Genomic DNA, 17954 nt, shown 5'->3' with positions numbered 1-17954 from the left:
GCCGACGGGGCCATCATCGGAATTACGTTATGGTAGATTGATTACGAATAGGTAAACAGAACAAGAGGCGCAGACCCATGCCTGAGACAACGCAAATTCACGACAAGGCCCCCGCCGCGCTGGCCACCACCTTCAGCAACGGCTATGAATTCGCCCAGGGCGCGGGTTATGCCCTGCCTGAATACCCTTTTGTGGCGCCGCCGGAGCTGCGCACGGGTGAAGTCAAGCGCCACGCCGTCGCCATCGTGGGCGGCGGCATTACCGGGCTGACGCTGGCCTGCGCGCTGGCGCAGTACGGTGTGCGCGCCGTGCTGCTGGACGAGGACAACACCGTGGGCGTGAAGGGCGCGTCCTCGCGCGGCATCTGCTACGCGCAAAAAAGCCTGGAAATCTTCAAGCGCCTGGGTATTTACGAACGCATCGCGGCCAGGGGCGTGCAGTGGAGCGTGGGCCGCACCTTCGCGGGCAAGGACGAGGTCTACGCCTTCGACCTGCGCCAGCAGCAAAGCCATTCGCTGAGCCGGCAGCCGCCCTTTATCAACATCCAGCAGTTTTATGTCGAGGGTTTTCTGGTCGAGCAGCTCTACAGTCCCGCACCCGAAGACCAGCTGGTCGATATCCGCTGGAGCCACCGCGTCACCGGTTTTGAGCAGAACGCGGACTTCGCGACACTGCAACTCGAAACGCCGGCCGGCGCTTACGTCCTGGAGGCCGAACATGTGATCGACTGCAGCGGCTCGCGCAGCCCGTTTCGCGCCTGGTGCGGCGCCACGGTGACGGCGCAGCAGGGCGACGACCGCTGGTGCATTGCCGACGTGCGCTTCAAGAACCCGCCGCCGGCGGAGCGCCACACCTGGATAGAAGCGCCGTTTAATGAAGGCCGCGCCGTCTGGCAGCACCTGATGGCCGACGGCGTCTGGCGCATCGACTACCAGATGCCGCCGCAGGCCAAACCCGAGGAGGTCAGCCGCGAGGATGTGGTGCGCGCCCGCCTCAAAGCGCAGTTCAAAAGCCAGTCGGGCCAGACGCTGGGCGACAGCGACTATGAGATCGTCTGGGTCGGCCCCTATGCCTACCGCAGCGAATGCCTGGACAGCCTGCGCCACGGCCGCGTGTTTTTCGCCGGCGACGCCGCCCATGTGATGAGCCCCTTCGGCGCGCGCGGCGGCAATTCGGGCGTGCAGGATGCCGACAACCTGGCCTGGAAACTGGCCGCCGTGCTGCAGGGCCGCGCCGCGCCCGCCCTGCTGGACAGCTACCACCACGAACGCCATGAGGCGGCCACGCACAACGTGCGGGTCACCAACCGCACGGCGCGCTTTTTGCGGCCGGCCGACGGCGCCGAGCGGCTGTTCCGCAGCGCAGCGCTGGGCCTGGCGCGCGAGCATGTGTTTGCCCGCCAGCTCGTCAATACCGGCCGCATGTCCACGCCCAGTCACTACACACACTCCAGCGCCTGCGGGCCGGCCGGCGGGCGGGCGACGCAGAACGTGGGTTTTGCCTGGGCCGACGGCCGCCCCGGTGAGCTGCTGGACCTGCTGGGCTGGGCCCACGGCCGTTTGCTGCTGCTGAGCTTTGGCGATGTCTCCGCCGCCGCGCTGGCTCGCCTGGCGGCGCTGTCGGTGGAGGCCGGCCTGCGCTGCGTGCAGGTGGTGGGCCCCGGCGAAAAAGCCGCGGCCATGGAACACGTGGTCGACACGCAGGGCCACCTGCAGGCGACCTGCCATGTCTTCGGCCACGCCTGGGCGCTGCTGCGGCCCGACGGCCATGTGGCCGCCACCGGCGAGAGTGTGGACGCGTCGCTGGTCCATGCGGTGGCCGCCGCGCTGGGCGCCGGCCCCGGCGGAAAGGAAAACCCATGAAAACCGACAGCCCCCTGAGCACGCGCCTGCATTTCCAGGACGCCGACGCCTTTTACGAGTGCCTGCTGGACGCCCACCAAGGCCTGAGCCGCGAGGAATCCGAGCTGCTCAATGCCCGGCTGATCCTGCTCATGGCCAACCAGCTGGGCGACACCGCCGTGCTGCGGGCCTGCGTGGCGGCGGCCGCAAAGACCGCGGCCGCGCCGGGATAGGCCAGGCCCAGCGGCCCCGGGGCCGCCCAGTCGAATAAAATCGGGGCAGTTTCCCCCAACCCCAAGGCGGCATCCCCTCGATGCCGTTTTTCATTGCCCCCATGACCAACGCTGCCGCCCCTGCCCCTGCCGATACCGCCACTCCCGCCGCGGAGGCCGTCAAAGTCCCCACACCGGGGCTAGACAGCCTGGCCAAATCCTTCGAGCCGGCCGCCATTGAAAGCCGCTGGGGCCCCGAATGGGAGCAAAGCGGCCAGTACGAGCCCACGCTGGACGCGGCCAAGCCGTCGTTCTCCATCCAGCTGCCGCCGCCCAATGTGACGGGCACGCTGCACATGGGCCATGCCTTCAACCAGACCATCATGGATTCGCTCACGCGCTACCACCGCATGCGCGGCCACAACACCCTGTGGGTGCCGGGCACCGACCACGCCGGCATCGCCACGCAGATCGTGGTGGAGCGCAAGCTGCAGGGCGAAGGCAAAAGCCGCCACGACCTGGGCCGCAAGAACTTCGTCGCCAAGGTCTGGGAATGGAAGGAAGAGTCCGGCACCACCATCACGCGCCAGATGCGCCGCATGGGCGACTCGGTGGCCTGGAAGCACGAATACTTCACCATGGACCCGAAGATGTCCACGGTGGTCACCTCGACCTTTGTGAAGCTCTATGAGCAGGGCCTGATCTACCGCGGCAAGCGCCTGGTGAACTGGGACCCTATCCTCAAGTCCGCCGTGTCCGACCTGGAAGTCGAGAACGAAGAGCGCGACAGCTTCATGTGGCACATCGAGTACCCCTTCAGCGACGGCCCGCAAAAAGCCGCCGACGGCACGCCGCTGCGCGGCATGCATATCGCCACCACGCGGCCCGAGACCATGCTGGCCGACGGCGCGCTGGCGGTGCACCCTGATGACGAGCGCTACAAACACCTGGTCGGCAAGATGGTCGACCTGCCGCTGTGCGACCGCCAGATCCCGGTGATCACCGACGACTACGTGGACCCGGCTTTCGGCAGCGGCGTGGTGAAGATCACCGGCGCGCACGACTTCAACGACTACCAGGTGGCCCTGCGCCACGACCTTCCGCTGATCACCATCTTCACGCTGGACGCGAAAATCAACGAAAACGGTCCTAAGCAGTACCAGGGCCTGGACCGCTACGACTGCCGCAAGGCCGTGCTCAAGGACCTCGAGGAACAGGGCTTCCTCGAAAAAGCTGTGCCGCACAAAAACATGGTGCCGGTCTGCGCGCGCACCGGCGCGGTGGTCGAGCCCATGCTGACCGACCAGTGGTTCGTCGCGCTCAGCAAGGTCAGCGAGCAGGACCCGACCGGAAAATCCATCGCGCAGAAGGCGCGCGACGCCGTCAGCAGCGGCCAGGTCAAGTTTGTGCCCGAGCAGTGGGTCAACACCTACAACCAGTGGATGAACAACATCCAGGACTGGTGCATCTCGCGCCAGCTCTGGTGGGGCCACCAGATCCCGGCCTGGTACGACGAGGACGGCAAGGTTTATGTCGCCACCAGCGAGGAAGAAGCGCAGAAGCAGGCGCCCGGCAAAAAGCTCACGCGCGACGAGGATGTGCTGGACACCTGGTACTCGTCGGCTCTGGTTCCCTTCTCTTCCTTGGGCTGGCCCGAGAAGACCAAGGAGCTGGACCTCTTCCTGCCCTCCAGCGTGCTGGTCACCGGCTACGACATCATCTTCTTCTGGGTCGCCCGCATGATCATGATGACCACGCACTTCACCGGCCAGGTGCCGTTCAGGGACGTGTACATCCACGGCCTGGTGAAGGACGCCCAGGGCAAGAAGATGAGCAAGTCCGAAGGCAATGTGCTGGACCCGGTCGACCTGATAGACGGCATAGAGCTCGCGCCCCTGCTCGAAAAACGCTCGCAAGGCCTGCGCAAGCCCGAGACCGCGCCGCAGGTGCGCAAGAACACCGAAAAGGAATTTCCCGCGGGCATCCCGGGCTACGGCGCCGACGCGCTGCGCTTTACCTTCGCCTCGCTGGCCAGCCTGGGCCGCAGCATCAACTTCGACAGCAAGCGCTGCGAGGGCTACCGCAACTTCTGCAACAAGCTCTGGAACGCCACGCGCTTCACCTTGATGAACTGCGAGGGCCAGGACTGCGGCCTCGAGGAACACACCAAGGAACAATGCGCGCCCGGCGGCGAGTTCCACAACTACCTGAGCTTCTCGCAGGCCGACCGCTGGATCTCGTCGACCATGCAGCGCGTGGAAGCCGACGTGGCCAAGGGCTTTGCCGACTACCGCCTGGACAACGTGGCCGGCAGCATCTACCAGTTTGTCTGGGACGAGTTCTGCGACTGGTACCTGGAAATCGCCAAGGTGCAGATACAGACCGGCAACGACGCGCAAAAGCGCGCCACACGCCGCACGCTGATACGCCTGCTCGAAGCCATCCTGCGCCTGGCGCACCCGGTGATTCCTTTCATCACCGAAGAGCTGTGGCAAACCGTGGCGCCCATTGCCGGCAAGAGCGGCAAGTTCATAGGCACCGCGCCTTACCCGCAAAGCCAGCCCGAGAAGATCGACGAAAAGGCCGAGGCCCATGTCGCCAAACTCAAGACCCTGGTGGACGCCTGCCGCAACCTGCGCGGCGAGATGAAAGTGTCACCGGCCACGCGCCTGCCGCTGTTTGTGCTCGGCGATGCAGCCTTCATGAACAGCGTGGCGCCGGTGCTCAAGTCGCTGGCCAAGCTCAGCGAAGTGAACGTGTTTGAAGACGAAGCCAGCTGGGTCGCCGCGGCACAGTCAGCGCCCGTCGCCATCGTCGGTGAAGCGCGTCTTTGCCTCTACATGGAGGTCGACCTCGCCGCCGAAAAAATTCGCCTGCAAAAGGAAGAGACCCGCCTGGTGGGCGAGATCGCCAAGTCCGAGACCAAGCTCGCCAACGAAGCCTTCGTCAACAAAGTGCCGCCGGCCGTGCTGGAGCAGGAACGCAAACGCCTGGCCGACAACCAGGCGGCACTGGCCAAGATCCGCGAACAGCTGGCACGGCTTAAATAAGCGCGAACGCCGCCCACAAAAAAGCCCCGCTTACCGGGGCTTTTTTATCAGCTGGTGTCCCGTCATCAGCGGACGGTTTCGGGCTCTGACCATTGCGAGGGCGGAACGCTCCCCGGCATCTCCAGGTCCATGGGCGCACTCGGCAACTGGTCCATCCCGCTGTGCTGCGTGCTGATGGCTTCATGCATGCGGTGCGCCACATACCAGCTCGAGCGCAGGCGCGCCTCGCGTGTGTGCGAGCCCAGGCGCGGCGTGACGAACAGGTTCTTCAGGCCCTTGAGCGGCGAGGTGTCGCCCAGGAAGCTGGCTTCGGCGCCGTCCAGGATGCAGGCCTCTATGCGGCCGTCGCACAGCGCCGCGGCCAGCGCGGCTTCGTCAAACAGCTCGCTGCGGCTGATGCCCACCCACAGCTGGTTGCGCCTGCAGGCGGCCAGCAGTTTTTCATTCACAAAACCGCGAAAGCGCGTGGCGTAGAGCATCTGCACCGAGACCGCGTCGGCCTGGCTGACGAGTTCAGACAGGGACACCGGCTGTATGCGCAGGCGCTCCCAGATGGGCGCCGTGTGGTGCACCGCCGGGTCGTAGCCGATCAGCCGCACGCCCAGGCCGTTGAGCATGCCGGCCAGCGTGTGTGCCGTCGGGGCCAGGCCCAGGATGCCCACCGTGCTGCCATGCAGCTCGCGCCCCATCTGCGTTGTYGGGTGGCGCCGCCCCATCAGGGCCGAGACCAGGCCGCGGCGGTACAGCAGCAGCAGGCTGCTCAGCAGGTATTCGGCATTGGAGCGCACATTGGCGCTGCTGGCATGCACGACCTTGATGTCGCGCTCCTTGCAGGCCTCGAGATCGGTGTTGTCCGTGCCCACGTGCAGGCGGCCCACGGCCCTGATCTTGGGCAGGAAGTCGAGGAATTCGCGTGTCACCACGGTCTGGCGCGGGAACACAATGCCCTTGGTCTTGTAGGCGATCTTGCGCAGCGAAGTCAGGTCGTCGGCGAGCTCGGGGTGATAGCCCACGCTGTGGCGGGTTTCCAGCCAGGCCATTGCCTCGGGCACCAGCGCGTCAAGAAGTAAGATGTCCACCCAGTGAGTCCTTTTTTCCCGCAGACCGCAGATCGCGCGGTTTGACCACGTCAAGTCGAGCCTTTGTCCGACCTGAGTCATGTATCAACAACGCAACACTCTAGTCTTTTCTCCGATCAAAGTCGATGCAAAAATTTACATTACACAAAGCTGTATTCCCGGTTGCCGGCCTTGGCACCCGGTTTCTTCCGGCCACCAAGGCCCAGCCCAAGGAAATGCTCCCCGTTGTCGACAAGCCGCTGATCCAATACGCGGTGGAAGAGGCTTACGCGGCAGGCATCCGTCACATGATTTTTGTGACAGGACGCAATAAACGGGCCATAGAGGACCACTTTGATACTGCTTACGAGCTCGAAAACGAGCTGGAGGTAGCTCAGAAGCTCGCCTTGCTGGATTTGGTGCGTTCCGTCCAGCCCGAAGACATGAACTTTTCCTATGTGCGCCAGCCCCGCTCCCTGGGCCTGGGCCATGCCGTGCTGTGCGCCGAACACCTGGTCGGCCAGGAAGCTTTTGCCGTGCTGCTGGCCGACGACCTGATGGTCGGCCCCAAGGGCGGCAAGCCGGTGCTGGCCCAGATGGCCGAGCAGTTCAAAGAGCTGCAGCAATCCATCCTGGCGGTGCAGGAAGTGCCCCAGGACCAGACCCGCCGCTACGGCATCGTCGCGACCGACGGAGCCGCCAGCGCCGGCCTCATGAAAGTGAAAAAAATCGTCGAAAAACCGGCGCCCGAAGTGGCCCCCTCACGCATGGGCGTGGCCGGCCGTTACATCCTGACGCCGGCGATTTTTGAGCACATTCGCAGCCAGAAGGCCGGCGTGGGCGGTGAACTGCAGCTGACCGACGGGATCTCCAGCCTGCTGGACAAGGAAACCGTTTATGCCCTGCAGTACGAAGGCAAACGCTATGACTGCGGCAGCAAGGAAGGCTTTCTGGAAGCCACTGTCGAGCTGGCGCTGCAGCATCCCGAGGTGGGCGTGCACTTCCGCAATTACCTGGACAACCTGCAGATAGGCTGGTCGGGCCGGGAACGCCGCAAACAGGCCTGAAACCTGGGCGGCCGGCGCCCCGGCGACACCCCAATGGCGCTTTAACGCCGTTTCAAGACGTGGATGAAGTCGCTGCCGGCGACCTGCTGCTCAACCAGCTCGTTGCCGGTCTGCTTGGCAAAAGCCTGGAAATCGCGGGTCGAGCCGGCATCGGTGGACACCACCCGCAGCAACTGGCCGCTCAACATCTCCGTCAGCGCCTTTTTGGCTTTCAGGATGGGCAGCGGGCAATTCAGGCCGCGGGTGTCGAGTTCTTTGTCGATGTTCATGAAAATCCTTGGGTTGCCGCGATTTTAAGCAAAGCGTAAAGGCCCTGAACCGGGCTTTACCCCAGCCAGCGGGCTATTCGGTGCGCTTGGCCCACTCCACAAACTCAGGCTCATGGCCCCGCGTGCGCAGCCAGTCGGCCAGCGCATAGCCGGTGCCGGCGGGCCAGCATTTGAGCTTGTCCAGGTCGTACAGCCGGTAATCCACCAGCTCGGGCGACAGGCTGACCTCCCCGGTGCAAACCGCGTGGTAGGCAATGATCACCTGGTTCATGCGCTGGAAGTCGTAAACGCCTATCAGGTCCAGCGCGCTGGTTTCCAGGTTGGTTTCTTCCTTGATTTCGCGCTCTATGCCACCCTGCGGCGTCTCGCCCGCTTCCATGAAACCCGTGATCAGTGCATACATCTTGCCCGGCCAGGCCGCATTGCGCGCCAGCAGTACCTGGCCGTGGTATTCGATCACCGCGGCCAGCACCGGCGTGGGGTTGTTCCAGTGGGTGAACCCGCAGGCCGGGCAGCGCAGACGCGCCTTTTCCCCGCCGTCCTCCATCTGCGACACCATGGCCAGCGGCGTCGCGCAGTTCGGGCAAAACCGGAATTCATGGGTCATGGCAGGCGATCAGAAGGGAAAATAAAAGAAAGAAAACGCGGCCGCCGCTATTTTTTCAATAGCGACAGGGCCTCGTCAGTTGGGCGTCAAGCCGGAAACACGCCGGTGGACAGGTAACGGTCGCCGCGGTCGCAGACCACAAACACGATCACCGCGTTTTTCACGGTCTTGGCGATCTCCTGCGCCACCCAGAGGGCGCCGGCAGCCGAGATTCCGGCAAATATGCCTTCCTCGCGCGCCAGGCGCCGGCACATGTCCTCGGCGTCGGCCTGGCTGACCAGCACCAGTTCATCGACCTGGCGCGGGTCGTAAATCTTGGGCAGGTATTCCTGCGGCCATTTGCGGATGCCGGGGATGCGCGAACCCTCGCTGGGCTGGGCGCCAATCACCTTGATGGCCGGGTTTTTCTCTTTGAGGTAGCGCGAAACCCCGGTAATCGTGCCCGTCGTGCCCATGGCGCTGACAAAATGTGTCACCTTGCCTGACGTATCTGTCCATATTTCGGGGCCCGTGGTCTCGTAATGGATGCGCGGATTGTCGGCATTCGCGAACTGGTCCAGCACCCGGCCCTTGCCCTCTTTCTGCATCTGGTCGGCCAGGTCGCGCGAGTATTCGATGCCCGCGCTTTTGGGCGTCAGGATCAATTCGGCGCCAAAAGCCTTCATGGTCTGGGCCCGCTCAATGCTCAGGTCCTCCGGCATGATCAAGACCATCTTGTAGCCCTTGATCGCGGCCGCCATGGCCAGGGCAATACCCGTGTTGCCCGAAGTGGCTTCGATCAAGGTGTCGCCCGGCTTGATGTCGCCGCGCTCCTCGGCGCGCTTGATCATCGAGAGCGCCGGCCTGTCCTTGACCGAACCGGCCGGGTTGTTGCCTTCAAGCTTGCCGAGGATCACATTGCCGCGTGCGGCGTTCTCGGCGGCATAAATACGTTGCAGCGCGACCAGAGGCGTCTTGCCAATCGCGTCTTCAATGGTGGGATAGTTCATGACCACACTGTGCCATAATTTGAGGCTTCGCTCATTCCAGCCCGGGTGGTGAAATTGGTAGACGCAGGGGACTCAAAATCCCCCGCCGCAAGGCGTGCCGGTTCGATTCCGGCCCCGGGCACCACATCCCGAAAGCCGGACGGTTTCAGACCGCTCCGGCTTTTTCTTTGCAGGCAGCGCGGCAAAGACAAGCGCCCCTGCGGGCGCGGGGTCACAGCGCAGTATCCAGCCGCCAGAATTTGAAGACCAGCACGCGCCGGTCGTTCGGGCAAATCCGCGAGACCGACCTGCCCACGTGCTTGGGGTCACCCTCGGCAATCACGACACGCCCGGGTTTAGGCATGACGGCGCTGGTAATTTCGTCCTGGTCATCAAAAAAGAGGGTTTCTCCTGCCCAGGCGATGTTCCATTCCTTGCTGCAGTAGACAAGCACCGTCACGTGATGGGTCCGATGATCTTCTTCAACGATGTCCTGGTGCACCTGTCCTTCCGTGCCGAAAGTATTGGCGCTGAGCATGCATTCATACAGGCGCACCGGAAACCCCAGGTGGGCTTTGACCTGGTTCCAGCAATCGGTGACCACCTGCAGGCTCTCGTCCAGCGCCAGCAGTTTGGGTTCTACATCTTCCTCAAACGGTTTCTCGGCAAACGCCAGCGGGTAATACCAGTGCATGTCCAGTTCGTGGGACTTGAAGCGCTCCCAACGATTGAGGAAGTGCATGGGTATCCAGGAAACCGTTTCGATCAGCTGATCCCGAAATTCGGTGGAAAACAAATCGTCCACCACCCTGACATGAGGCGCCAACAACATACTTCTGCCCTGAAATAAAAAAACGCAGGGCCCGGCGACGAGGACAAAACCCCGTCACCGCCCTTCATCCATCAACGATCGATATGGTCGCCGCCGCCGCCGGAACCCAAAGGCAGGCCGACTTTATGCGGCAAACGCACACGCTGCACGGCGCTCCACTTGCTGTGGGTGCTCAGGGTATTGCCCACAGGATTGATTTCCTGTTCGCGTGACGGAACTCCCTTGGCGGTTTGAGGTTTGGGGGTCTGGGTTTTTTTCATGAAATCTCCTGTGAAGGTTAAGGAAAGGGATGCGGGAATTTTGATCCAGGATGGACGCGAGGAACCATTCCCAAAGGTTCTCGCTGGTGGCCGAAAGAAATGGGCAGTAAACCGGGGACCAGCACTTTTACCACCGAAAGCGGCGTTCGCCCCTGGTCAACAAAGCAATGCGCGGGCGTGATGTCGACCATCACGGGGCTCAGGCCGCGAGCCGCAAAGCGGTTTGCCAGCTGCCCGGCCGTCTTGAACGAAAGCGGCCTGATCGGGACTTCAGATGCACCGGATCCGGGAAAAAGAACGCGATCCGCACGCCGGAAATACCGCTTGAGCCCATACAGCTCGAAATGATGATCCGTCGTGGCGACATCTGCCGGGCCTGTGATCTGCGGCTCGTGGCCGTGGATCCAGGCATAAACCCGGGCCTCCGTCTCGTCCAGCGCGCCTTCAAGCGCTTTTTTGAAATCCGCGCTGGCAGCCGTTCCCATGGTGGTGAAATGCATGGCTTCGTGCTGGACCGCCACAAGGCAGACGTGGGCCCAGGGAGAATCCAGTTTCTGCACAGCAACCCTGCAGCCCGCCTGCTCAAGCGCGTGGATACGCTTGCGGATCTGCGGCGACACATGTGAAAAGCTGATGGCCTGGCCGGGTGCTTGTGCCAGCCAGTGCCTCATGAAGGCATCGCGCTCTATCACTTCAAGAAGGGCGCGAAACACCGCATCGTCCCTCGAAGTGCTGGCTGCGCAGCCCGATGAAGTCACTTGCGAGAAAGGCCGCCGCGGCGCTTTGGCATGCGGCGCCAGGCTCGCGCGGGAAAACACCAGTTCGGCAAGAACCCGCACGGCTTTTCCTGACTTCAGGTCAAGCCCCGCAGTCCACAGGTGGGCCACATCCGGATCGAAACGTTCATAGGGAAACTCTTCGCTCGCATACTGCCTTTCGGCATACGCCACAAACTGCCTTGGATCCAGTCCGTCCGGCAGCGCGTTCAGGCGTTCCCAGGTGAGCAGTCGAGGCTCCCGGAATCCTTCGCGCTCGACGGCTTCCGCGCAGGCTTTGCGAAATGCAAGCCAGGGGTCGGCATCCCTGCCCCAGGTGTGGGGACGGCCGTCGTCCGACGTGACCACCTTGGCGCGGGCCAGGTGAAACGGCATGGCAAAGCGGGCCGAATCACCATCCACCCACGCGAAATCCAGATCGGGCGAGCGGTCGATCATGTGGACCTGCTCAGGCGTAGGCTTGGCGCCGAAGATCGCCGAACCCAGCACCAGGTCTTCCGCCTGGAGCCGGCACATCTTGCCGACAATGGTTTCGTAGTAACCCCCTATCGTCGCGAACCCCAGGCCAAGCTGCGAGGCGCTCAAGCCGGCGTTGTGCAGGCCCGCGCCGGCCTCCATAAAAAGGTACTGCAGGGAACGGTTGCGGTAGCGCATGGCGGCCACCTGGGGGTCTGCCGCCAGAAAGACGGCGCCGGCGGCATAGGTCAACTCCCAGGGCTTCGAAAATGCCCTGGGCAACAACTGCTGCCCTTGCCCCACCGACTCCAGTGCCACTGCGCCTTCATCCGGATAGCTGACCCGGTAAACACCGGGCGCGTAGGAACCCACTTTTTTCTGCAAGGCCACAAACACCCGCACGAGCTGCATGCCGCCGGCCGAAGCAATGGTTCGCTTCGGCGTGACATAGCCGACTCTCTCGTGTTTGACGCTCACCACGCCCGCCACCGACCAGAGCAGCCCCAGCAGGGCACGCTCTGAAATGTCTTTTTCGGCGAAGGTGTAGGTCGACACGCGCTCCGCGAAAAAATCCCGCAGCGGCATCGCCGACACTTTTCGCGTGCCCGGTGGAAGCGCTTGCGCAGCCCCATCCTTGTTCCACAGAAATCTCCGGCAGATCTGGTTCGTGACGGCCGCATCCGCCGACAACCCAAAAGGGCTGCCCTGGAAGGCGTAGCGTGCCGCGTGCGCACTGGCCAGGTTGCCATCCATCAATGCACCTTGCTCCAGCAGGAATCCGATGAACTGGCTGAACTCCTGCGCATCGAAGCCGGCGGGCAGGCGCTGCAGGATCTCGCGCACCGTTCGCGTCCCATCGCAAAGCCGAAACACCTGCGCGAGCAGGGCCCTGGGCGCCCGCACTTCCACGTCCTGCATGGCATGGCGAACCACAAGCAGCGTTCCCTCCAGCCTGCAGGCCCCGGCCAGCATCGGCGACAGGCGATCAGGGTCCAGAAAGCTCGCCTTCACATCGGCGGGAGTCGTTTCATTGAGAACCCCGTTGAGCGCCAACGCAGCGGGCCTGCGGGAAGGCAAAGGGCTGGATATGGCGGCCATATCAGGATTTTTTTCCCGCACCGAAGAGGGAGAAAAAGACGAGCGGATATCCGTCCGGCGGAAGTATGGGGTTTGAGTTGATCTCCAGCCACCAGACCTTGCCGGCCTCATCGACCACGCCGTCAACCGAATACAGCACGGGCGCCTTGAAACGGCGAAGGCTCTCCTGTCCGGCCTTCACCCCCATTGCGTCAACCTGCTGCCTGACGGATGCATTGATCCGGCCCAGGTCATTGTCCGCCTCGGCGGTGGGCGATGTCGGCGCGTACTGGCGGCCGTAGCGAAAGTCGATCCAGACTTCGCGCCCCTTGGCCAAAACGTCCGTGGGCCTGACCTGCTGGAAGGCCAGCGAAGAAAGCACGTTTCCATTGCCCGCTCCGGAATCCAGCGTTTTCCCCGTGCGTGCCAGGCGCGATTCGATCAAGGCCTGCACGGTGGAGACGCCGTCGCCGATCACGGTCGGGTAGGCGTGCACATGGGCATAAAACGCCGTTGCACCCCAGAACCAGACTTTCAGGTTGGTACCCACAACAAACTGCTCGGCAAAATCAACGCCGTTTTTTTTATCTTTCGGCGGATCCTCTTTTGCCGCCGGCGCTTCCCCTGCGCTCCGGTGAGGTCCCGAGATCTGGTACCCGAACGACCCGGTCGACCGCTTCACCAGAAAGCCCTCTTTCGCGTCACTGACGGACAGCCATGTGGCCGGCGAACTGAGCTCGGCCTTTGTCAGGAAATCCTTGAACAGCAACTTGTCCTGGGACAAATCCCAGTTCAGGATGTCATAAGGCATCCATCCTATAAACCCCGTCACATCCTTGACAAGCTGTGTCGTGTAGGCCATCTGCCCCTTGTGGTTGACCAGAAACCTGGGCTTGAGCGTGTAGTAACGATTGCGCAGTTTCACCTCCAGGTTGAAGGTTCTGACATCCAGGTCAACCTGGGCATCAGAACCGTCGGCCCAGGCCTTGACGGCCCGGAAATGATTCAGCGTGACGGGGATATAGGACATTGATTGGAAAAACGGTCTAGGCTTATTGCCAGTTGGCGGCAATCACCGACGCAAGCGCGGTTGAGTAGTTTGAAGGCAGGGTGGTCTGCCCCGCCGCCGGCGGCGAGAAAGCAGCCATCGCGCTCACCAGGTTCTGCACCTGGCTGGCCAACAGTGTCTTGCTTCCATCGGTGGTCTTGAATTCCTCCACCCTGTACTGCGAACCCAGGTACCAGTTCGCCAGGATGAACTTGTCGTCCGTCCCGACAATGCTGGCCTCCAGGTCGTTGTTGACCTGGCGGAACCAGACCTGGTCGGCCGCGATCGAAGAAAGGAACTTCACGGTGTCGACGTTGCCGGCCGTGCTGTCGTTTTCGTAGATGGTGTCTACGTTCGAGCCTCTTCCGAGCAGGTACCCGTCGTTGCCGGTGCCTCCTTCGAGCGTATCGGCTCCTGCTCCGCCATCCAGCGTGTCGCTTCCTCCAAAGCCTTGCAAAAGGTCATTGCCGTCGCCGCCGGACAGTACATCATTGCCGGTGCCCGCACTGAAGTTCGAGAGTATTCCGTAAACACCGCCCCCCCCAAATCCAACAAGGTCTGCTTTCCCGTCACCATTAATGTCGGCAAGGCTGCGTGGATACTGGTTATTTGTGGTCCAGCCCTGCGCGTAAGTGAAGAGCGAGGGAAAGAATTGAGGCGTGCTGAAGGTTCCGTTGGCCAAGCCGAACGCGATGGAGGGCCCGCTGCTATCAAACCCCACAATGTCGGCCCGGCCGTCGCCATTCAGGTCGGCCAGCTCCCTCGGTGTGGTGTTTTGAGAGGTCCATCCACCTCCAACTGCGCCTGAGCCGAATGCGCTCAGGGTCTTATAAGCGGCGCCGAAAGTACCATTTGCATTGGCCAACGCTACATAAGTTCCATCGGCGGCAAATCCAACGATGTCGGCGCGGCCGTCGCCGTTGACGTCGGCCAGCTTGCGGACTGTCTGGTCGTTGTTGGTCCATCCATCTGCGTCGCTGAAGCTGTAGGTTCCGGTGAAAAAGTCCTGGAACGTGCCATTGGCATTGCCGAGGGAAACAACCACCCTGTCGCCGCCGAAACCCACAATATCGGCACGCCCGTCACCGTTGACATCAGCCAGTTCCCGCGCGTAGCGCGTCTGGGTAGTCCAACTGCCGCCATCCGAACCCGCTCCGAACCGGCTCAGCACAAACTGCGAGGGGTTAAAACCGCCACTGCCATTCGCGAGGGCAACGTAGGTGCCTGAACCGCCAAAGCCCACGATGTCGGCCTTGCCGTCGCCGTTGACATCAGCCAGCTTACGCAGGTAGGTGTCATTGTCGGACCAGCCCTGGTTGCTACCGAATTCCGAATTCACCTTTGTGGCTACGGCATAGCTACCGTTCACCTGCGCCAGACTGACGTAAACACCAACGCTTGAAAAGCCCACAATATCGGCACGCCCATCCCCATTCACATCCGCCATCGCACGCGGGTACACGTTGGCACTGCTCCAGCCGTCATTTACCGCAAAACCGCCATAAAGTAGATTCTGGGACCCAAAGGACAGTTCCATATCGTCGCCCTGCAGCACGTCGTTGCCGGCACCACCGTTCAACGTGTCGTTCCCAGCGCCGCCCTTAAGGGTGTTGTTCCCGCTGTTACCCGTCAACACATTGTTCAGGGCATTGCCCGTGCCGTTGATGGCGGCGCTGCCCGTCAGCACGAGGTCTTCCACGTTGGCGCCGAGCGTGTAGCTCATACCTGCGTTGACGGTATCGTTACCTTCATTCGCATTCTCGACAATCGTGTCCGACGCATCGGCCACATAGGTATCGTCACCAGCGCCACCGATCAGTGTGTCGGCTCCCGCGCCTCCATCCAGGGTGTTCGCGGCGGTGTTGCCCGTCAGCACATTGTTCAACGCATTGCCGGTCCCGTTAATGGCGGCCGTACCCGTCAATGTCAGGTTCTCCAGGTTGGCACCCAGCATGAAGCTGGTGGACGCGTTGACGGTATCCGTGCCTTCATTCGCATTTTCGATCAGCGTGTCCAGAGCATCCGCGATATAGATATCGTTACCGGCCCCGCCAATCAGAGTGTCGGCGCCCGCGCCCCCGTCCAGCGTATTCGCGGCGCTGTTGCCGGTCAGCACATTGTTCAAGGCATTGCCGGTGCCATTGATGGCCGCGGTTCCCGTCAGCACCAGGTTTTCCACATTGGCGCCCAGGGTGTAACCGAAGCCCGCGTTCACCGTGTCCGTGCCTTCACCGGCGGCCTCCACAACCGTATCGGAGGCATCGACAAAATAAACATCGTCACCGGCCCCGCCCGCCAAGGTATCGGCCCCGGCGCCGCCGTCCAGCGTGTTCGCGGCGGCATTGCCGGTCAGCACGTTGTTCAGGGTGTTGCCCGTGCCGTTGATGGCCGCAGTTCCCGTGAGCACCAGGTTTTCCTGGTTGACGCCCAAGGTGAACGCGACCGACGCGTTCACCGTGTCAATGCCTCCGGAATCCGACACCGTGGTTTGCGCCACCACATTGGGAACCCAGTTCGTTTGCGGCACCATGACGGACACCCAGGTCTGCACATACACCGGCTGCCCGCTTTCGTCGTAGCCGTTTTCAGTGTAGATGTAGTAACCCTGGTCCACATAGGTCGTGACGTACTGCCCTTGGTCTACATAGGTTGTGGTGGTCGTGGTTTCAACAACGCTGTCCCCGGCGGCATCGACAAAATAAACATCATCACCCGCGCCGCCATCCAGCACGTCCGAGCCTGTGCCGCCGTCCAGCAGGTCATTGCCCGCCCCTGCCTTGAGCGTGTCGTTCCCGGCCAGACCGTAAAGCCAATCCCGGCCTGCCGTGCCGGTCAGGGTCTCCGCGGAAGCGGTCCCGTTGATCACATTGACGATGTCCAGCGACAGTCCCGCATTGACGAAGGCGCCGGCACCGTCGGTCGCCCTGATCACCACGCCCAGGATGCCCGCCGCCGTATCCGGCGGTGTCCCGGACAATGTCCGCGTGGCCGCATTGAAGCTCAGCCACGAAGGCAATGCCGACCCATTGGCCAATGCCGCGCTGAAGGACAGGCTGTCGCCCACATCCACATCGCCGAAGGTGCCCGCCGGCACAACATAGCTGAAAGCCTGCAATTCGGCCAGCTGCTGGTTCTGCAGGGCAACGAGCACCGTCGGCGCGTCATTGGTGTTCACCACTGTCACGTTGAAGGTGCTGCTGGCCGCCACTCCGGCCGTGTCCGTGGCGGTCACCTTGAGCGCCAACGCACCCACATCGGCATTCAGCGGCGTGCCACTGAAGGTGCGGGTTGTTGCGTTAAACGCCAGCCATGAAGGCAGTGCCGCACCGCTGGCCAGGCTGGCGCTGTAAGCAAGGACATCGCCCGCATCCACGTCACCAAACGTGCCTGCCGGCACGGTGTAGCTAAAGGCCTGGTCTTCGTTCACCTGCTGGTTCGGCACGGCAACCAGGACCGTCGGAGCGTCATTGGTATTGGCCACCGCCACATTAAAAGCGCTGCTGACCACCGCCCCGGCCATGTCCGTGGCGGTTACCTTGAGTGCCAGGGTGCCCACATTGGCATTCAGCGGCGTCCCGCTGAAGGTGCGTGTCGTTGCGTTAAACGCCAGCCATGAAGGCAGCGCTGTGCCGTTGGCCAGGCTGGCGCTGTAAGTGAGGACATCACCCGCGTCCACATCACCAAACGTGCCCGCCGGCACGGTATAGCTGAAGGCCTGATCTTCGKTCGCTTGCTGGTTCTGCAAGGCAAGCAGGACCGTCGGCGCGTCGTTGGTATTGGCCACCGTCACGTTGAARGTGCTGCTGGCGGCAGCCCCCTGAGTGTCGGTCGCCGTCACCTTCAATGCSARCGCGCCSACRTYGGCATTCAGSGGTGTWCCGCTGAAGGTTCGGGTCGCCGCATTGAATGTCAGCCACGACGGAAGGGCAGCGCCACCCGCCAGGCTGGCGCTGTAGGTCAGGGTATCGCCCACATCCACATCGCCAAAGGTTCCCGCCGGCACAACATAGCTGAAGGCCTGGTCTTCGTTCACCTGCTGGTTCTGCAAGGCGGTGAGCAACACAGGCGCATCATTGGTGTTGGCCACCGTCACATTGAAGACGCTGCTAACTGCGGCACCCGTTGTGTCCGTTGCTGTGACCTTGAATGCCAGCGTGCCCACATCGGCATTCAGCGGTGTCCCGCTGAAGGTGCGGGTGGTCGCGTTAAACGCCAGCCAGGAAGGCAGCGCCGCACCGTTGGCCAGGCTGGCGCTGTAAGTCAGGGCATCGCCCGCGTCCACATCACCAAACGTGCCCGCCGGCACGGTGTAGCTGAAGGCCTGATCCTCGTTCGCTTGCTGGTTCTGCAAGGCAGCCAGGACCGTCGGCGCGTCGTTGGTATTGGCCACCGTCACGTTGAAGGTGCTGCTGGCGGCAGCCCCCTGAGTGTCG

The 17954-nt window shown here is 62.6% G+C and carries 13 protein-coding genes and 1 tRNA gene; 5 read left to right on the top strand and 9 right to left on the bottom strand.

Going from position 1 to position 17954, the window contains the following annotated elements; genetic code table 11:
* The first annotated feature begins 77 nt into the window (after positions 1-77).
* The 3 genes from AC1DUN_RS15310 (at position 78) to AC1DUN_RS15300 (ending at position 5103) form a co-directional block, all read left to right on the top strand.
* Positions 78-1862, top strand: a complete 1785-nt coding sequence (locus AC1DUN_RS15310) for an FAD-dependent oxidoreductase (protein WP_477714695.1) — start codon at positions 78-80, stop codon at positions 1860-1862.
* Positions 1859-2074, top strand: a complete 216-nt coding sequence (locus tag AC1DUN_RS15305) for a DUF2783 domain-containing protein (protein WP_477714694.1) — start codon at positions 1859-1861, stop codon at positions 2072-2074. Before AC1DUN_RS15310 ends, AC1DUN_RS15305 begins: the two co-directional genes overlap by 4 nt.
* Positions 2075-2154: 80 nt before the next feature.
* A complete protein-coding gene (locus AC1DUN_RS15300; protein WP_477714693.1) occupies positions 2155-5103 on the top strand; it encodes a valine--tRNA ligase in 2949 nt (982 codons plus the stop codon).
* A 65-nt stretch (positions 5104-5168) separates the two neighbouring features.
* Here AC1DUN_RS15300 and AC1DUN_RS15295 read toward each other — a convergent pair whose 3' ends face one another.
* On the bottom strand, positions 5169-6182 hold the full coding sequence (locus AC1DUN_RS15295; protein WP_477661230.1) for an NAD(P)-dependent oxidoreductase: 1014 nt from the start codon (positions 6180-6182) through the stop codon (positions 5169-5171).
* 125 nt (positions 6183-6307) lie between these two features.
* Here AC1DUN_RS15295 and galU point away from each other — a divergent pair, with 125 nt between their 5' ends.
* The gene (galU, locus tag AC1DUN_RS15290; protein ID WP_477714692.1) at positions 6308-7228 is read left to right on the top strand and encodes a UTP--glucose-1-phosphate uridylyltransferase GalU; all 921 of its coding nucleotides are present in this window, start codon (positions 6308-6310) and stop codon (positions 7226-7228) included.
* A gap of 41 nt (positions 7229-7269) precedes the next feature.
* Here galU and AC1DUN_RS15285 read toward each other — a convergent pair whose 3' ends face one another.
* The 3 genes from AC1DUN_RS15285 to cysM form a co-directional block, all read right to left on the bottom strand.
* Entirely contained in the window at positions 7270-7497 is a 228-nt protein-coding gene (locus AC1DUN_RS15285) for a sulfurtransferase TusA family protein (RefSeq protein ID WP_007867181.1), read from the bottom strand.
* 73 nt (positions 7498-7570) lie between these two features.
* A complete protein-coding gene (locus tag AC1DUN_RS15280; protein WP_477714691.1) occupies positions 7571-8104 on the bottom strand; it encodes an NUDIX hydrolase in 534 nt (177 codons plus the stop codon).
* 86 nt (positions 8105-8190) lie between these two features.
* Positions 8191-9093: a cysteine synthase CysM gene (cysM, locus tag AC1DUN_RS15275; RefSeq protein ID WP_007867183.1), complete on the bottom strand. Its 903-nt coding sequence runs from the start codon at positions 9091-9093 to the stop codon at positions 8191-8193.
* A 39-nt stretch (positions 9094-9132) separates the two neighbouring features.
* On the opposite strand from cysM, the gene AC1DUN_RS15270 reads away from it, so the two are divergent.
* Positions 9133-9217: transfer RNA gene (locus AC1DUN_RS15270), tRNA-Leu, on the top strand.
* An 87-nt stretch (positions 9218-9304) separates the two neighbouring features.
* Here the strand turns inward: AC1DUN_RS15270 and AC1DUN_RS15265 are convergent.
* The 5 genes from AC1DUN_RS15265 to AC1DUN_RS15245 all read right to left on the bottom strand — a co-directional run bounded on the left by AC1DUN_RS15265 (position 9305) and on the right by AC1DUN_RS15245 (position 17911).
* Positions 9305-9814: a 2OG-Fe(II) oxygenase gene (locus tag AC1DUN_RS15265; RefSeq protein WP_477714690.1), complete on the bottom strand. Its 510-nt coding sequence runs from the start codon at positions 9812-9814 to the stop codon at positions 9305-9307.
* Positions 9815-9975: 161 nt separating this feature from the next.
* Positions 9976-10164, bottom strand: a complete 189-nt coding sequence (locus AC1DUN_RS15260; protein ID WP_477714689.1) for a hypothetical protein — start codon at positions 10162-10164, stop codon at positions 9976-9978.
* Between the two features lie 17 nt (positions 10165-10181).
* Positions 10182-12494 carry a YcaO-like family protein gene (locus tag AC1DUN_RS15255; protein WP_477714688.1) on the bottom strand — a complete coding sequence of 771 codons (2313 nt, stop codon included), beginning with the start codon at positions 12492-12494 and terminating at the stop codon, positions 10182-10184.
* A gap of 1 nt (position 12495) precedes the next feature.
* Positions 12496-13503 carry a hypothetical protein gene (locus AC1DUN_RS15250; protein WP_477714687.1) on the bottom strand — a complete coding sequence of 336 codons (1008 nt, stop codon included), beginning with the start codon at positions 13501-13503 and terminating at the stop codon, positions 12496-12498.
* A 22-nt stretch (positions 13504-13525) separates the two neighbouring features.
* Positions 13526-17911: a putative Ig domain-containing protein gene (locus AC1DUN_RS15245; protein ID WP_477714686.1), complete on the bottom strand. Its 4386-nt coding sequence runs from the start codon at positions 17909-17911 to the stop codon at positions 13526-13528.
* Positions 17912-17954: the final 43 nt, after the last annotated feature.

This window comes from Polaromonas sp. P4_F6 (assembly GCF_056401275.1).
This window is presented reverse-complemented; position numbering and strand designations above follow the sequence as displayed.